This is a genomic window from Solwaraspora sp. WMMD1047, from assembly GCF_029626155.1.
In the GTDB taxonomy this organism is placed as follows: Bacteria; Actinomycetota; Actinomycetes; order Mycobacteriales; family Micromonosporaceae; genus WMMD1047.
On record NZ_JARUBL010000001.1, the window covers coordinates 4,111,266 to 4,125,111 of the forward strand.

13 protein-coding genes are annotated in these 13,846 nt (G+C 73.0%); 1 reads left to right on the plus strand and 12 read right to left on the minus strand.

The window, feature by feature from the left end:
* Positions 1-48: 48 nt before the first annotated feature.
* The 7 genes from O7627_RS18695 to O7627_RS18725 form a co-directional block, all read right to left on the minus strand.
* Positions 49-1,143: a hypothetical protein gene (locus tag O7627_RS18695; protein ID WP_278094811.1), complete on the minus strand. Its 1,095-nt coding sequence runs from the start codon at positions 1,141-1,143 to the stop codon at positions 49-51.
* Positions 1,127-1,645, minus strand: a complete 519-nt coding sequence (locus O7627_RS18700; protein WP_278094812.1) for a sigma-70 family RNA polymerase sigma factor — start codon at positions 1,643-1,645, stop codon at positions 1,127-1,129. Before O7627_RS18700 ends, O7627_RS18695 begins: the two co-directional genes overlap by 17 nt.
* 238 nt (positions 1,646-1,883) lie before the next feature.
* Positions 1,884-2,531 (minus strand): family 16 glycosylhydrolase, encoded by a 648-nt coding sequence (locus tag O7627_RS18705; RefSeq protein ID WP_278094813.1) that lies wholly within the window; start codon positions 2,529-2,531, stop codon positions 1,884-1,886.
* Positions 2,532-2,623: 92 nt separating this feature from the next.
* Positions 2,624-3,859: an ROK family protein gene (locus tag O7627_RS18710; protein ID WP_278094814.1), complete on the minus strand. Its 1,236-nt coding sequence runs from the start codon at positions 3,857-3,859 to the stop codon at positions 2,624-2,626.
* 98 nt (positions 3,860-3,957) lie between these two features.
* Positions 3,958-5,424, minus strand: coding sequence for an RICIN domain-containing protein (locus O7627_RS18715; protein ID WP_278094815.1), 1,467 nt, complete (start codon positions 5,422-5,424; stop codon positions 3,958-3,960).
* A gap of 148 nt (positions 5,425-5,572) precedes the next feature.
* Complete coding sequence (dinB, locus tag O7627_RS18720; protein WP_278094816.1) at positions 5,573-6,763, minus strand: DNA polymerase IV; 1,191 nt, start codon at positions 6,761-6,763, stop codon at positions 5,573-5,575.
* A 120-nt stretch (positions 6,764-6,883) separates the two neighbouring features.
* The gene (locus O7627_RS18725) at positions 6,884-7,039 is read right to left on the minus strand and encodes a DUF6131 family protein (protein ID WP_278094817.1); all 156 of its coding nucleotides are present in this window, start codon (positions 7,037-7,039) and stop codon (positions 6,884-6,886) included.
* 121 nt (positions 7,040-7,160) lie between these two features.
* On the opposite strand from O7627_RS18725, the gene O7627_RS18730 reads away from it, so the two are divergent.
* A complete protein-coding gene (locus tag O7627_RS18730; protein WP_278094818.1) occupies positions 7,161-8,579 on the plus strand; it encodes an amidase family protein in 1,419 nt (472 codons plus the stop codon).
* A gap of 26 nt (positions 8,580-8,605) precedes the next feature.
* On the opposite strand, the gene O7627_RS18735 is transcribed toward O7627_RS18730, so the two are convergent.
* From O7627_RS18735 to araA, 5 genes are all read right to left on the minus strand, one after another.
* Positions 8,606-9,622, minus strand: coding sequence for a hypothetical protein (locus O7627_RS18735; protein ID WP_278094819.1), 1,017 nt, complete (start codon positions 9,620-9,622; stop codon positions 8,606-8,608).
* A gap of 147 nt (positions 9,623-9,769) precedes the next feature.
* On the minus strand, positions 9,770-10,621 hold the full coding sequence (locus O7627_RS18740; RefSeq protein ID WP_278094820.1) for a metallophosphoesterase: 852 nt from the start codon (positions 10,619-10,621) through the stop codon (positions 9,770-9,772).
* A gap of 35 nt (positions 10,622-10,656) precedes the next feature.
* A complete protein-coding gene (locus O7627_RS18745; protein ID WP_278094821.1) occupies positions 10,657-11,292 on the minus strand; it encodes an alpha-ketoglutarate-dependent dioxygenase AlkB in 636 nt (211 codons plus the stop codon).
* A 112-nt stretch (positions 11,293-11,404) separates the two neighbouring features.
* Positions 11,405-12,172, minus strand: a complete 768-nt coding sequence (locus O7627_RS18750) for a 4'-phosphopantetheinyl transferase superfamily protein (protein WP_278094822.1) — start codon at positions 12,170-12,172, stop codon at positions 11,405-11,407.
* A gap of 156 nt (positions 12,173-12,328) precedes the next feature.
* Positions 12,329-13,846, minus strand: coding sequence for an L-arabinose isomerase (gene araA, locus O7627_RS18755; protein WP_278094823.1), 1,518 nt, complete (start codon positions 13,844-13,846; stop codon positions 12,329-12,331).

A 13,846-nucleotide genomic window follows, 5' to 3' on the forward strand; every position in this document is an offset into this window, starting at 1 on the left:
CACGACCGTCGGGGCCAGCGGGGCCGATAGGCCCGGTGGGGGCGGGGCTCACCGCTGCCCCAGCCCACGGGCCACCGACAGCGCCTCGTCGCTGTCCAGTGAGCCGGCCACCGCCGTGACGACACCGTCGGCCACCCAGACCACCCCGGCCAGCAGGCCGTCGTGCGAGGTGAGCACGGTGGCCGGCCGGCCGTTGACATCGGTGGTGGAGCTGGTCAGGTACCGGGAGTTCACCGGCAGCGGCAGCGTCGTGCCGTCACCGGCGAAGCCGCGCAGCTGCGCCGCGACGGCATCGGGCAGACCGGGCAGCGTGAGCAGGTAACCGACGGCCGTCTGGAACGGGATACCGGCCGAGTAGGCGGTGGGTGCCACCACCCGGGCCACGATCAGGGCCGGCGCGCCGCCCGCTCCCTTCCAGACGGCGGCGGCACCCGGGCCGGCGGTCAGCCGGAACTGGCTGCCGTCGAGGCCGGCCGGTGGCGGCGGCAGCGGTTCGCCGACCGCCGCGGCGGTCTGCGCGGCCCGCTCGGCCGAGAAGGTGAAGACCGCGCTCAGCTGCTCGCCGACCTGGTACGCCGGTTCCCCGGAGACGCCCGTGGGGAGCTTCCGTACCGGTGGCAGGGTCAGCCCGGTGGCCTGCCGCGCGGTGGCGGCGTCGGCGACGCCGCGTACCCGGGGCTCCTTGATCTCGACCGTGCCGTAGGCGGACAGATCCGGCAGCGCGATCAGGTCGGCCTGGGTGAGGGTGACCGGGGCGATCTGCTCGGTCCGGAAGATCTGCAGCCAGTTCGCCGCGGCGGCGGCACTCGCGCCACCGAGGAGCACCACGACGGCGAACGCGGCGACCGCCGGCCGGCGCAGCCCAGCGCGCCACCGCAGGGCGGTCGCGCGCCACCGCGGGGCGGCGGGCTGCCGTCGCGGCCCCTCGGCCGCGGCCGCTTGCGAGAGCCGCGACCACGCCGAGTCCACATCCACGGCGGGCTCCACGTCCAGCGCCGCGCGGGTCAGCATCGCGTCCCGCTGCGCGGTGGCCAGCCCGGACCGGCACCTCGGGCAGCCGGCGACGTGCTCGCGATCGGTGTCGGCGACGCCGGCCGGCTCGTCCAGCAGCCGGCGCAGCGTGCCGTCATTCGGATGACGCATCGCGGTTCAACTCCTTGCGTAGGGCGGATTCGGCACGGCGTACGGTGGTGCCGACACCGCTCGGGGAGACGTTGAGGGCGGCCGCGACCTCGGCGTAGCTGAGGCCGCTGTGCCGCAGGACGAGGGCGACCGCCTGGCGCCGGGGAAGCCGGGCCAGCGCGGCCCGGACCCGGCGGCGCTCGTCGCGGGTCACGACGGCGTCGGCGACGTCCGGAGCGACGGCGCCGGCACCGGCGGCCGCCTCCTCCCGCGCGGCGCGGCGGCGGTCCGAGCGCAGGTGGTTCAGCGCGGTGTGGGCGGCGGCGACCGACAACCAGCCGGTGGCCTCCCCCGCCGGCACGGATGAGCGGCCGAAGGTCAGGAACACCTCCTGCGCCACGTCCTCGGCCGCGTGCCCGGAGCCGAGCACCCGGGCGGCGACCGCGACGATCCTCGGGTAGGTGCGGCGGAAGACCTCTTCGAGGTCGGCCCGGACGGTCCCTCGCCCCGCAGGAGTCGACACGGCCCCGTCGTCCTTCCGCTCGGCTCGCCGGACCGCCGGGCGCCGGCCGGGCGGCCAGGCTGCCGGCACGGCGGCGGCCGGTGGGTTCCCACCGGGCCCTACGAGCTCCACATCTTGCTTCACATCTAGTAAGCACCACCGGTACCGCGGATGTGACACCAGGGAGCGCAGAGGGCGGCCCGGGCACCCGCGAGGTCACCCCGCTCGAAGAGCGGCATACCGAGACGTACGTGGCGGGTCAGTCCCGGGCGCGGTAGCCGACGGGATGGGTGTACTGGCGGACGTAGTCGACCTGCATGGAGGCGGTGGAGCCGCCGCGGGCGCCCTCGTCCGGGAACCAGTCGAGCTGGATGGCCAGATCCATCGGGCCGGTCGGCAGCACCTCGGCCCGGGTGGTGGTGAAGTACGCCGGGTCGTCGTCGATCCAGGTGTAGAGGTAGGTCTCCTGCCAGACCAGGTGGTAGACGTGCCAGGCGGTCAGGTCGACGGCCACGCTGCCGCCGACGAACCGGGACCCGTCGCCGTAGTGCACGCTGAACGAGTTGCGGTCCCGCTCCGGGCGCTGCCAGACCTCGACGATGTCGATCTCGCCGCGCGGATTGTCGACCCCGGAACCGCCGCCGGTGCCCCAGAGCAGCACCACCGGGTGGTAGCAGCCGCAGCCGCGCCGGGTGCGCAGCCGGATGTCCCACTGGCCGTGCCGCTGGCTGCGGCCACGCCATTTCAGGCCGCCGGTGGTGCCGTCCGCGGTGCCGGTGATGGTGAGCAGCCCGCCGGCGACGCTGACCTGGGACGGCCGGCGCAGGCCCCGGCCGGCGTGCCCGGGTCCGCGGTAGACGTCCCAGTCCGCTGGGTTGAGCGAGGTGAACTCCTCGACGGCGTCCATGCCGGGGACGGTACCCGCGACCCGGGGCCCGGCGACGGACAACGCGGGTGGCCCGCCTCGGACCGAGCGGCGCCGGGTCCGGCGCCGACGGATCAGCGGGCCGGTGCGGCCGGTCGGGCGTGCCGGCCCGGCCGGGTCGGCATGCCGATGCCGGCGAGTACACCCTCCAGCGCGAAGGTGGCCGCGCCGAGGCTTACCGGATTCCCGGCCACCCGGCCGAGGGTGATCTCGGTGGCGGCGAGCGGCCGGCGCAGCGCGTGCCGGGCCACCTCGTCGCGCACCACCGGCAGCAGAGCCGGGCCGAGTCGGGCCGCCACCCAGCTGCTCAGCACGATCACCTCCGGGTTGACGAGGTTTACCAGGTCGGCGACAGCGACCCCGAGATAGCGGGCGGTCTCGGCCAGCACGTCGAGGGCCACCGGATCGCCGGCGGCGATCCCTTCCGCCAGTGCGTCGATGGTCGCCGTCTGGTCGTCGGGGCGCAGCATCGGGCTGGCCCGGTCCCGCTCGCGCAGGTGTTGCATGATGCCGGGGGCACCGACGTAGGTCTCCACGCAGCCGCGCGCGCCGCAGTGGCAGGGGCGGCCGTCGAGCACCAGCGTGGTGTGCCCCCACTCCCCCGCGCTGTTTGTCGCGCCCCGGTAGAGCACGCCGCCGAAGGCCAGGCCGGCGCCGACCCCGGTGCCCAGGGTCAGCACCGCCACGTCGTCCCGGCCGCGACCGGCACCGAACCAGAGCTCCGCGACGACGCTGGCCCGTAATGGGTTGTCGAGGTAGAGCGGCAGGTCGACGGAGGCGAGCAGGCTCCGCAGCGGTACGTCGTGCCAGTCCCAGTTGGGTGCGAAGATCGACACACCGCCCTCCCGGTCGACCTGACCCGGCACGCTGATCCCGACCCCGAGCACCCGGTCGGCCGCGACGCCGGCCGCGGCGATCACCGACCGGATGCCGGAGACGATGTGCCCGACCACCTGCTCGGGACGGTTCTCGGTCTGGTGCAGGTGTTCCTCGGCGGTCGCCAACACGGCCAGGCCGGTGTCGAACGCCTCGACGTGCACGTAGGTCTCGGCGACGTCGACCCCGACCAGCACGCCGCCGGCCGGGTTCACCGAGACCAGGCCGCGCGGCCGCCCACCGCCGGAATCCTGGAACCCGACCTCCACCAGCAGGCCGAGTTCCAGGAGCTCACCGACCAGGTTCGACACGGTGGCGAGGCTGAGCCCGGACTGGCTGGCGACCTCCTGGCGCGACACGATGGCGGCGCCGATGATCTGCCGCAGCACTTCGAAACGGTTGGCCACCCGGATGTCCCTGGAGGTGCGCTTCACCCGTGACCGTCCTTCACCGCCTCGCCGACATACAAAATCTACCCCTTCTACTAAGTGTCAGGGACAGACCCTGAGCAGGGTACGGCACCCGCCGTCGGTCAGGAGACGCCGACCCGCTGCCACTGCTGGTTGGTGCCGCTGCCGCAGGTGTACTGGATGATCCGGGTGCTGTCGGCGGTGGAGTGGCCGGCGACGTCGAGACACTTGCCGCTGTGCCGGGCCACCAGCCGGTGGTAGCCGGCACCCGCGTCGACGAACTGCCACTGCTGATCGGCGCGGCCCGGCTGGCAGGTGAACTGCTGCACCTGGACGTGGTCCGCCGTCGACCCGGCCGGCACGGTGAGGCACCGGTTGCTGTGCCGGGCGACGAGCTGGTGGTAGCCGGTGCCCAGGTCCAGCACCTGCCAGTGCTGGTTACCACCGTTGTTGCAGCCGTACTGGACGATGTTCGCACCGTCGGCGGTGGACTGGCTGACCACGTCCAGGCAGCGGCCGCTGTGCCGGGGTCGCAGCGACTCGTACGGGTAGCCCGAGCCGTTGCCGACCACCGTGCCGGTGGCGGTGTCGATGGTGATCCGCGGATGCCAGCTCATGCTCAGCGAGGTGTTCGACGGGAAGGAGAGCGGCAGCCAGACGTAGCGCGAGTCGTTGACCCGGCCACCCCACGCGCCGGCCCACCGGTCACCCAGGTAGAGGTAGGAGGTGGTCGCGCTGCCCTGCACCGGCAGCACGTACGCCGACTGCGAGCCGAAGGTGAGGCTGTCGCCGAAGGTGGTCGGCGAGGTCCAGGTGCCGGCGATGCTGCTGGCGGTGGCGTACCGGGCCTGGTTCGGCGACCAGCCGGTAGCGCCGGAGGTGACCAGGAAGTAGACGCCGTTGCGTTTGAACATGGCCGGCGCCTCCCGGTAGTTGTCGGGCCACAGCGTCCGCACCAGGCCGGCCACGCCCAGGTAGTCGGGGGTCAGCCGGTAGATGTTCAGGTCCGCGTTCACCCGGGTCGAGGAGATCAGGTACCCGGTGCCGTCGTCGTCGCGGAACACGGTCATGTCCCGGGAGTCGTAACCCAGCGGCCGGAAGCTGCCGCGGTAGGTGTAGTTGCCGTCCACCGTGTCGGAGGTGGCCACCGCCACCCGCGCCTGGCCGTAGTCGACGCCGTTCTCCCAGTGCATCCAGAGCACGTACTGCCCGGTGCTGGAGTTGTAGAGCACCTTGGGTCGCTCGATGTTCGCCACGGTCAGCTCGGCCGCCGAGTTCTGGGTCAGCACGTGGTTGCGGAACTCCCAGTTGCGCAGGTCGGTGGAGCGGTAGACGGAGACGTACCGGAAGGTGTTGTTGTCGTTGCGGTTCTCGCCGAACCAGTAGTAGTAGCCGCCGACCCGGATCATGCCGCCGCCGTGCGCGTGCAGCGCGGCGCCGGAGGTGTCGGTGAACTGGGTGCCGTTGGTGACGGTGACCGGGGCCGCCTGGGCGGGCGCGGCGGCCAGCGCGAACGGGGCGAGCAGGCCCGCGCAGACGGCGAGCAGGAGGGACCGGGATCGGGTGACGGGTCGGCGCGCGGCGCGCATGGCGCCTCCTTCGCAGGGGACGGCAGGAGCTCCCCGCCGGGACGGACGGGAACCCATATATCGACCCTTATGATAAGCCAACGACATAGTACGATGACCAGAGTTGCCCTGATGAGCATCAATGAATTTGTGGCCGTGAGCCGCGGCTTCAGTCCGGCAGCATCGGCATCGCCGGGCCCAGCCCGCGGCCGAGCAGGACCGCCCGACCGACCGCCGACGAGCCGAACCGGTCGCGAACGGCGTCCAGCGCGGCGTCGAGTTCGTTGCCGCTCTGGCTGTCGAACGGCAGCGTCGGATGCACCGCGTTCCCCCGGTCGAAGTTGCCGACCGAGACGCCGACCAGGGTGAGGCCGCGCGACTCGATCAGCGGCCGGGCGGCGGCCAGCAGGTCGCGCGCGGTCGACAGGATCGTCTGGGTGTGCGCGGTCGCCCGCGCCATCGTGTGCGACCGGGTGGCCCGGGTGAAGTCACCGAAGCGCAGCCGCAGCGTCACGGTGCGGCCGGCCCGGCCGGCGGCCCGCATCCGCCGGCAGACCCGGTCGACGAGGCCGGCGAGGGTCGCCTCGACGCTGGCCGGCGACCGCTGCGACCGGCCGAGCGCCTGCTGCGAGCCGATCGAGGCCCGCCGACGCCCGACCTGCACCGGCCGGGGGTCGCGGTTGTGGGCGAGCGCGTGCAGGTGCCGGCCGGCCGCCACGCCGAGCATCGACACCAGGGCCGCCTCGCCGAGTCGGGCCACCCGGCCGACCGTGGTGATCCCCCGCTCGCGGAGTTTGCCGGCGGTCACCGGACCCACCCCCCAGAGCCGCTCGACCGGCAACGGGTGCAGGAAGGCCAACTCGCCGTCGGGCGGCACCAGCAGCAGGCCGTCGGGCTTGGCCACCCCGCTGGCGACCTTGGCGAGGAACTTCGTCCGGGCCACGCCGACGGTGATCGGCAACCCGACCCGGGTCCGGACCTCGGCCCGCAGTCCGGCCGCCACCTCGGCCGGGGTCCGACCCAGCCGGCGCAGGCCGGCCACGTCGAGGAAGGCCTCGTCGATGGAGAGCGGTTCGACCTGCGGTGTGGTCTGCCGGAAGACCTCGAACACGGCCCGGCTCGCCGCGGAGTACGCCGACATCCGGGGTTCCACCACCACCGCCGCCGGACAGCGCCGCCGGGCCTGCCAGCCACTCATCGCCGTGCGGACGCCGCAGGCCTTGGCCTCGTAGCTGGCCGCGAGGACGACCCCCGACCCGACGATCACCGGCCGGCCCCGCAGCCGTGGGTCGTCGCGCTGCTCGACCGACGCGTAGAACGCGTCCAGGTCCGCGTGCAGGATCGTCGCCCCGGTGGTCACCCGGCCATCTTCGCACAGTTGTTCTAATCCGGGGAGCACCGGAACGCGCCGGACCGGCCACGTCACCCTGGCGGGGAAGCCAGGGGACGGGCCGGTCCGGCGCTGACGGTGTCGGGACGACTACCAGTAATGCTTTCGACCACCGACCGGGCGGCCGACCGATCCCAGGATGAAGAGCACCGCACCCACGACCAGCAGAATGATGCCGATCGTGTAGAGGATCGATACGTTCAGCAGGATGCCCAGGAGAAGCAGGATGACGCCTAACACCAACATGTATGCACTCCGTTCACGAGCCGGGGTAAGGGTGACGCAACCCCTCGTTACCCCGCCGCGTCGGCCGGCAACCCAAAAAAGATCCACCTTGGTCGCTGACCCCGGAAACCGACGCTGACCGGTGGAGCTGCACGAGTACGCGGCCCTCGACGCGGTCGGGCTGCGGGCGCTGATCCGGGCCGGTGAGGTCACCGCCGGCGAGGTCGAACAGGTCGCCCGGACCGCCCTGGCCATCGCCGGCCCGGAGCTCAACGCGCTCACCCTGGGCCCCTTCGGAACCGCCCTCGACCACGATCCCGACGGACCACTCGGCGGCGTGCCGTTCGTGGTCAAGGACAGCGGACCGTTCGCGCGCCGGGTTCCGTTCACCCTCGGCAGCCGCGCGATCCGCGGCGCGGTCGCCCTGGTCGACCACGACCTGATGACCCGCTTCCGGTCCGCCGGGCTGGTCACCCTCGGCCAGAGCACCGCGCCGGAACTGGGGCTCAGCTTCGCCACCGAGCCGGTGGCGACCGGGCCGACCCGCAACCCGTGGGACCCGGAGCACGGCGCCGGCGGCTCCAGCGGCGGCGCGGCGGCGCTCGTCGCGGCCGGCGCGGTGCCACTCGCGCACGCCAACGACGGCGCCGGGTCGATCCGGGTGCCGGCCTCCTGCTGCGGCCTGGTGGGGCTCAAACCGAGCCGTGGCCGCACCCCCTGCGGCCCGTACGCCGGTGAGGTCGGCTTCGGACTGGTCGTCGAGTTCGCGCTGACCCGGACCGTCCGGGACGCGGCCGCGCTGCTCGACGCGGTCTGCGCGCCGCCCGTCGGGGACAAGTTCGCCCTACCAGCACCGACCCGCCCGTACGCCGAGGAGCTGTGCACCGACCCCGGCCGGCTCCAGGTGGCGCTGACCACCACGGCCTGGTCGGGGGTACCGGTGGACGCGGAGGTCGCGGCGGTCACCACGACGGTGGGGCAGACGCTGGAATGGCTGGGGCACACGGTCAGCGAGGCAACTCCGGGGCTCGACCCCGACGCGATCGTCGAGGGCGCCGTCCTGGCGGCGGTCGCCACCGGAGCGGCGCTGCTGCTGGCACCGGTGCGGCCCGACCGGTCCCGGCTGGCGGCGGTGTCGCGGCAGGTGCTGGCCGAGACCGAGTCGTTCACCGTGCTGGACGTGCAGCGGGCCGCCGACGCCCAGCACCGGGTGACCCGCCCGGTGGGGCTCTTCCTCAACCGGTACGACCTGCTGGTGACCCCCACCCTGGGCCGGTTGCCGGCCCGGCACGGCACGCTGGACTACGACAATCCCCACCACACCGTGCGCTCGTGGCTGCGGCGGCTGTTCGAGTACGGGCCGTTCACCGCGCCGTTCAACATCTCCGGCCACCCGGCGATCAGTCTGCCGCTCGGTCAGAGCCGCACCGGCCTGCCGATCGGCGTGCAACTGGTCGCCGGGCGCGGCCGGGAGGACCTGCTGCTGCGGGTGGCCGCCCAACTCGAACAGGCGGTGCCCTGGGCCGGCCGGCGACCCGCGGTCGTCGTCGACGGCGGCTGACGGCCGGGTCCGGTGGCCGGTCGTTGTCAGTAGCCGTACCGGCCCTTCAGGTGCCGCCACCAGTCCCGGAACATCCACCGGTCGAACTCGGTGAGCACACCCGACGAGCCGGCCCGCATGATGAAGCTCGACACCCCCGTCGGCGTCCAGTCGTAGAAGTCGTCCAGGCCGAAGGTGTGCCCCATCTCGTGCAGCAGGATCGTCAGGTCCGCGGCGGTCAGGTTGTTCATGAAGTACTCGCGGCCCATCCGCTGACCCCAGTCGCCGCCGGCACCGCCGCCGAAGCCGTCGGTCAACCACAGTGACTGGTCGTAGTGCCGCGCCGACCCACCCGGGCAGTTCGGGTACTGACCGTCCTGATTGAAGAACCGGCCGCACCCGGCCGAACACTGTGGCGCGTTCTCCCGGATGTCGTTGACGTAGATGTCCACCGACGGGTCCGACCACTGCAACTGGGCCCGGTCCCGCACCGCCCAGCCGACCACCCGGATCGGCACCTCGGCGTACGGCCAGTTGTGGTGCCCGACCATGGCGTCGAACCATTTCCGGTACTGCCGCGCCAACTGGGCGTGGATCTGGTCCCGCTGCGCCGCCGTCACCGACGCCGCCGAATCCCACCGCACACAGAAGTTCAGATAACCGCCATTGGCGAACAGTTGGTCCCAGCCGTAGTTGCGGAACCCGTACAGATTCCCGTTGTTGTAGGTCTGCTCCTGGTGCGCCCACACCTCGTCCAGCGGTGTCACCAGGTTCGCCGGCGGGCTCCAATCCGACGACGGCGGCGGACCCTGCGGCGGCGAGGTCGGCGCGACGTCGGCGGTGCACGTCACCCCGTCGAGCGCGAACGAGGCACCGCCTGACTGCGAGCCGAGCGAGTAGCCGACCCGACAACCGGCGACGGCGGCCTGGGCGCTGACCGCCGCCGTCGTGAGGCCGGCGACGACCAGGGCCGCCGAGCCGGCGGCGACCAGGACTCGCAGCGTCCGACGGTCGGCCCGGGCGGCCCGCGTTGGAGTCCGGTCATTGACTGCTTCTGCTGGCATTGCGGTTCCACCTCCGGGTGGGGACAGCAGCGCCTGGCAAGCCACGACGGCCCGGTCGTCTGAGGTGGCGAGGCGATTGAAACGTTTTTCGGGACGCTAGCGAGCGAAAGCCATCGATGTCAAGACGGCCCGCTGCGGCGGCGGACGCTACCCGTACGGCAGGATCCGCCGTGGCTGGCTGGGCAGGCCGCCGGGGCGCGCCTTCCACTCCCTCGGGTAGCCGACCGACACCTCCTCGAACCGCACCCCGTCGTACCACGTGGTGCGCGGAATGTGCAGGTGGCCGTAGACCATCGCCGCGGTCCGGTAGCGGGTGTGCCAGTCGGCGGTGCGTACCGTGCCGCACCACTGCGCGAACTGCGGATAGCGCAGCACCCGGGTCGGCTCCCGGACCAGCGGATAGTGGTTGACGAACACCACCGGCACGGCCGGATCGAGGTCGGCCAGCCGCCGCTCGGTCGCGGCCAGCCGGGCCGCGCACCACTCCTCCCGGCTGGCGTAGGGATCCGGGTGCAGCAGCGACTCGTCGGTGCAGACCACCCCGGTCTCGTACGCGATGGCGAGCGCCTCCTGCTTGGTGTTGGCGCCCTCGGGCCGGAACGTGTAGTCGTAGAGCAGGAACAGCGGCACGATGGTCACCGGCCCGCCCGGGCCGGACCAGACCGGGTACGGGTCCTCCGGGGTCAGCACCCCGATCTCGCGGCACCGCCGCACCAGGTCGAGATAGCGCTCCACCCCCCGCAGCTGCACCGGATCGCGGGGCGAGGTCCACAGTTCGTGGTTGCCCGGCGCCCAGATCACCGTCGCGAACCGCTGCCGGAGCTGGTCGAGGGTCCACTCGATGTCGGCCACCCGCTCACCGATATCCCCCGCGACCAGCAGCCAGTCGTCCGGCGTCAGCGGTCGCAGCGTCTCCACGTGGCTGCGGTTCTCGGCGTACGACACGTGCAGGTCGCTGATGGCGAGGAGGTTCCCGGCGGCCGGGGCGGGGGTCGTCACGATCGCGATGGTACGGGCCGGACGGCGGCCGCCGCTCAGGCGACGCCGGCCGGGCGGAACTGCACGCTGACCCGGGGGCCGACCGCGCGGGCCGTCTTCGGCACCGCGTGCTCCCAGGTGCGCTGGCAGGAGCCGCCCATCACGATCAGGTCGCCGTGTCCGAGCGCGAACCGTCGGCTCGGTCCGCCCCCGCGTGGGCGCAGCAGCAGCGGCCGGGGCGAGCCGAAGGAGACGATGGCGACCATCGTGTCGACGTGGGCGGACCGGCCGAGGGTGTCGCCGTGCCAGGCGACGCTGTCCCGGCCGGTGCGGTACAGGCACATCCCCGCCGTCACGAACGGCTCGCCCAGCTCGGCCGCGTAGTGGGCGGTGAGCCGGTCCCGGGCCTCGGTGAGCAGCTCGTGCGGCAGCGGTTCCCGCGCGGAGTACCAGCGCAGCAGCCGGGGGACGTCCACCTCTCCGTCGTACATCCGGCGCCGTTCGGCCCGCCAGTCGACCTCGTCGAGCAGGACCCGCAGCACCTCGTCGGAGCCACCCACCCAGCCGGGCAGATGGTCGACCCAGGCTCCCCGGGTGAGCTGGTGCCGGCGTAGCCGGCCGGCGAGCGCGCCCAGTCCGGCCCCGGCCGGGGCGAGATCCAGCATCGACGGCTGGTAGGCGGCTTCGACCATGCCGGTCATCCTACCCCGCCGTTCGAACGCCCGTGCTATCTCGGCCGACCGGGAGCCTGCGGGCCGCCGGTCGGACCACCGGCGCCGCCGCCGCGCCGACGACGGCGCCGGGCTAATCCGGCGGCTCCGGCAGGTCGGCCTCGACCACCCGGACCGGGCCGGCGGCCAGCACCGCGACGCTGCCGGTGTAGCCGGGGCCGACCGTCAGATCGAACAGCTGCGCCGGTCCGTCCAGCGGCCGGTCCGCGGCCCACCGCACCAGCCGGGCCGGCTCGGTCGGCGGGCTCAGGGTGATCCGCGACATCGGCACCGCCATCCCGTGGCCGGTCGCCTTGAGCAGGGCCTCCTTCCGGGCCCAGTAGCCGAAGAAGTTCTGCCGGGCCTGCTCGACCGGCTGGGCGCCGAGCCACTCCTGCTCGGCCGGCGAGAGACTCACCGCGCTGATGGACGCGATGTCCGTGCGGGCCTCGACCTCCTGGACGTCCACCCCGACCGGGGCGGCCGCCACCGCGATGGTGACCAGATCCCCGGAGTGGCTGAGGGAGAAGTCCAGCACCGACGGCGGGTCCAGCACCATGGGCTTGCCGTGGTCGACCGCAGGGCAGTGCCGGCAGTCCCGGCCGAACCGCAACCCCTGCGGGGATACGCCGAGGTAACCGCCGAGCAGCAGTCGGACCCCGACGTGCGCGGTCTGGTAGCGGATCCGGTCGGCCTCCCGCAGGAACCGTTCCCGGCGGGCCTGCTCGCCGGCATCGAGGATCTGGTCGTAGCGGTCCCAGCGGCCCGCAACCACCGGCAACCGCCAGACGTGGCACTCGTCGGGCGCTGGCGCGGTGAGCCGACCGAGCAGGTCGTGCAGCGGGGTGGTCGTTCCGGTCATCGGCGGCCCATCCATCGCGGTGCGGGTCGATCCGGGGGTCGGCGGGTGGCGGGCGGACCGTCGACCCGGCACGACCCGACCACCTGACGCGAGTATGCCAGCCCTCGCGCGTCGGCCGGCCGGCGCGCGAGACGTGCCGGCCGGCCGCCGGACCGGTCAGAAACCCCGGGCCAACCGGTGGTACGCCTGGTTCCAGCGCAGCTCCTGGGCGAACCGGCGGGCCGTGGTCTGGGCGTCGATGACGACCAGTTCGGTCCCGGTCATCTCGGCCAGGTCGTCGAGTTCCTCGGTGCCGACCGCCTGGGACAACACGGTGTGGTGCGGCCCGCCGGCGGTCAGCCACGCCTCGGCCGAGGTCGGCAGGTCCGGCGCGGGTCGCCAGACCGCCCGGGCCACCGGCAGCCGGGGCAGCGGCTGGCTCGGCGGGACCACCTCGATCTCGTTGGCGACCAGCCGGAACCGCTCCCCCATGTCCACCAGGCCGAGCACCACCGCCGGGCCGGCCGCCGCGTCGAAGACCAACCGGACCGGGTCCTCGCGACCGCCGATGCCGAGCGGGTGGATCTCACAGCTCGGGGTGTCGGCGGCGATGCTCGGGCAGACCTCCAGCATGTGCGCGCCGAGGATCAGCTCCTCACCGGGGGTCAGGTCGTAGGTGTAGTCCTCCATGAACGAGGTACCGCCGGTGGTGCCGACCGACATCGACTTGAGGGTGCGGACCAGCACCGAGGTCTTCCAGTCACCCTCGCCGCCGAAGCCGTACCCGTCGGCCATCAACCGCTGGACGGCGAGGCCGGGCAGCTGGCGCAGCCCGCCGAGGTCCTCGAAGTTGGTGGTGAAGGCCCGGAACCCGCCGCCGGTGAGAAAGCCGCGCAGCCCCAGTTCGATGCGGGCGGCGTAGCGCAGCGACTCGTGCCGGTCCCCGCCGGGCCGCAGCTCCGCCGCCAGCCGGTACTGGTCGCCGTAGTCCTGGACGAGCTTGTCGACGTCGGCGTCGGAGGTCGAGTCGACCGCCTCGACCAACTCGGTCACCCCGTAGGTGTTCACCGAGACGCCGAACCGCAGCTGCGCCTCGACCTTGTCCCCCTCGGTGACCGCGACGTCGCGCATGTTGTCGCCGAACCGGGCCAGCCGCAGGCCGCGCATCTCGGCCGCGCCGATCGCCGCCCTGGTCCAGGCGCCGATCCGGGCGGTGACCCGGGGATCGCGGACGTGACCGGCGACGGTCTTGCGGGCCACCCCGAGCCGGGTCTGCACAAAGCCGAACTCCCGGTCGCCGTGCGCGGCCTGGTTGAGGTTCATGAAGTCCATGTCGATCTCGGCCCAGGGCAGGGCCATGTTCGACTGGGTGTGCAGGTGCAGCAGCGGCGCCGTGAGGGCGTCCAGGCCGGAGATCCACATCTTCGCCGGCGAGAAGGTGTGCATCCAGGCGATCACGCCGATCACCCGGTCGGCGGCGTTCGCCTCCCGGCAGACCCGCAGGATCTCGGCGCTGGAGGTGAGCACCGGCCGCCACACCACCCGGGCCGGCACGTCGGCGGAGGCGTCCAGCAGACCGGCGATCTCCCGGGACTGATCGGCGACCTGCTCCAGCGTCTCCGGGCCGTAGAGTCCCTGACTGCCCGTGAGAAACCAGATCTCCGGCTGTGCCGACTGTGCCAGGTGCGATGTCAT

Excerpts from the sequence above, each read along its gene's own strand:
- O7627_RS18745 (WP_278094821.1), bottom strand. The coding sequence starts at position 11,292 with ATGGTCGAAGCCGCCTACCAGCCGTCGATGCTGGATCTCGCCCCGGCC.
- O7627_RS18705 (WP_278094813.1), bottom strand. The coding sequence starts at position 2,531 with ATGGACGCCGTCGAGGAGTTCACCTCGCTCAACCCAGCGGACTGGGAC.
- O7627_RS18750 (WP_278094822.1), bottom strand. The coding sequence starts at position 12,172 with ATGACCGGAACGACCACCCCGCTGCACGACCTGCTCGGTCGGCTCACC.
- araA (WP_278094823.1), bottom strand. The coding sequence starts at position 13,846 with ATGACATCGCACCTGGCACAGTCGGCACAGCCGGAGATCTGGTTTCTC.
- O7627_RS18735 (WP_278094819.1), bottom strand. The coding sequence starts at position 9,622 with ATGCCAGCAGAAGCAGTCAATGACCGGACTCCAACGCGGGCCGCCCGG.
- O7627_RS18695 (WP_278094811.1), bottom strand. The coding sequence starts at position 1,143 with ATGCGTCATCCGAATGACGGCACGCTGCGCCGGCTGCTGGACGAGCCG.
- O7627_RS18725 (WP_278094817.1), bottom strand. The coding sequence starts at position 7,039 with ATGTTGGTGTTAGGCGTCATCCTGCTTCTCCTGGGCATCCTGCTGAAC.
- O7627_RS18715 (WP_278094815.1), bottom strand. The coding sequence starts at position 5,424 with ATGCGCGCCGCGCGCCGACCCGTCACCCGATCCCGGTCCCTCCTGCTC.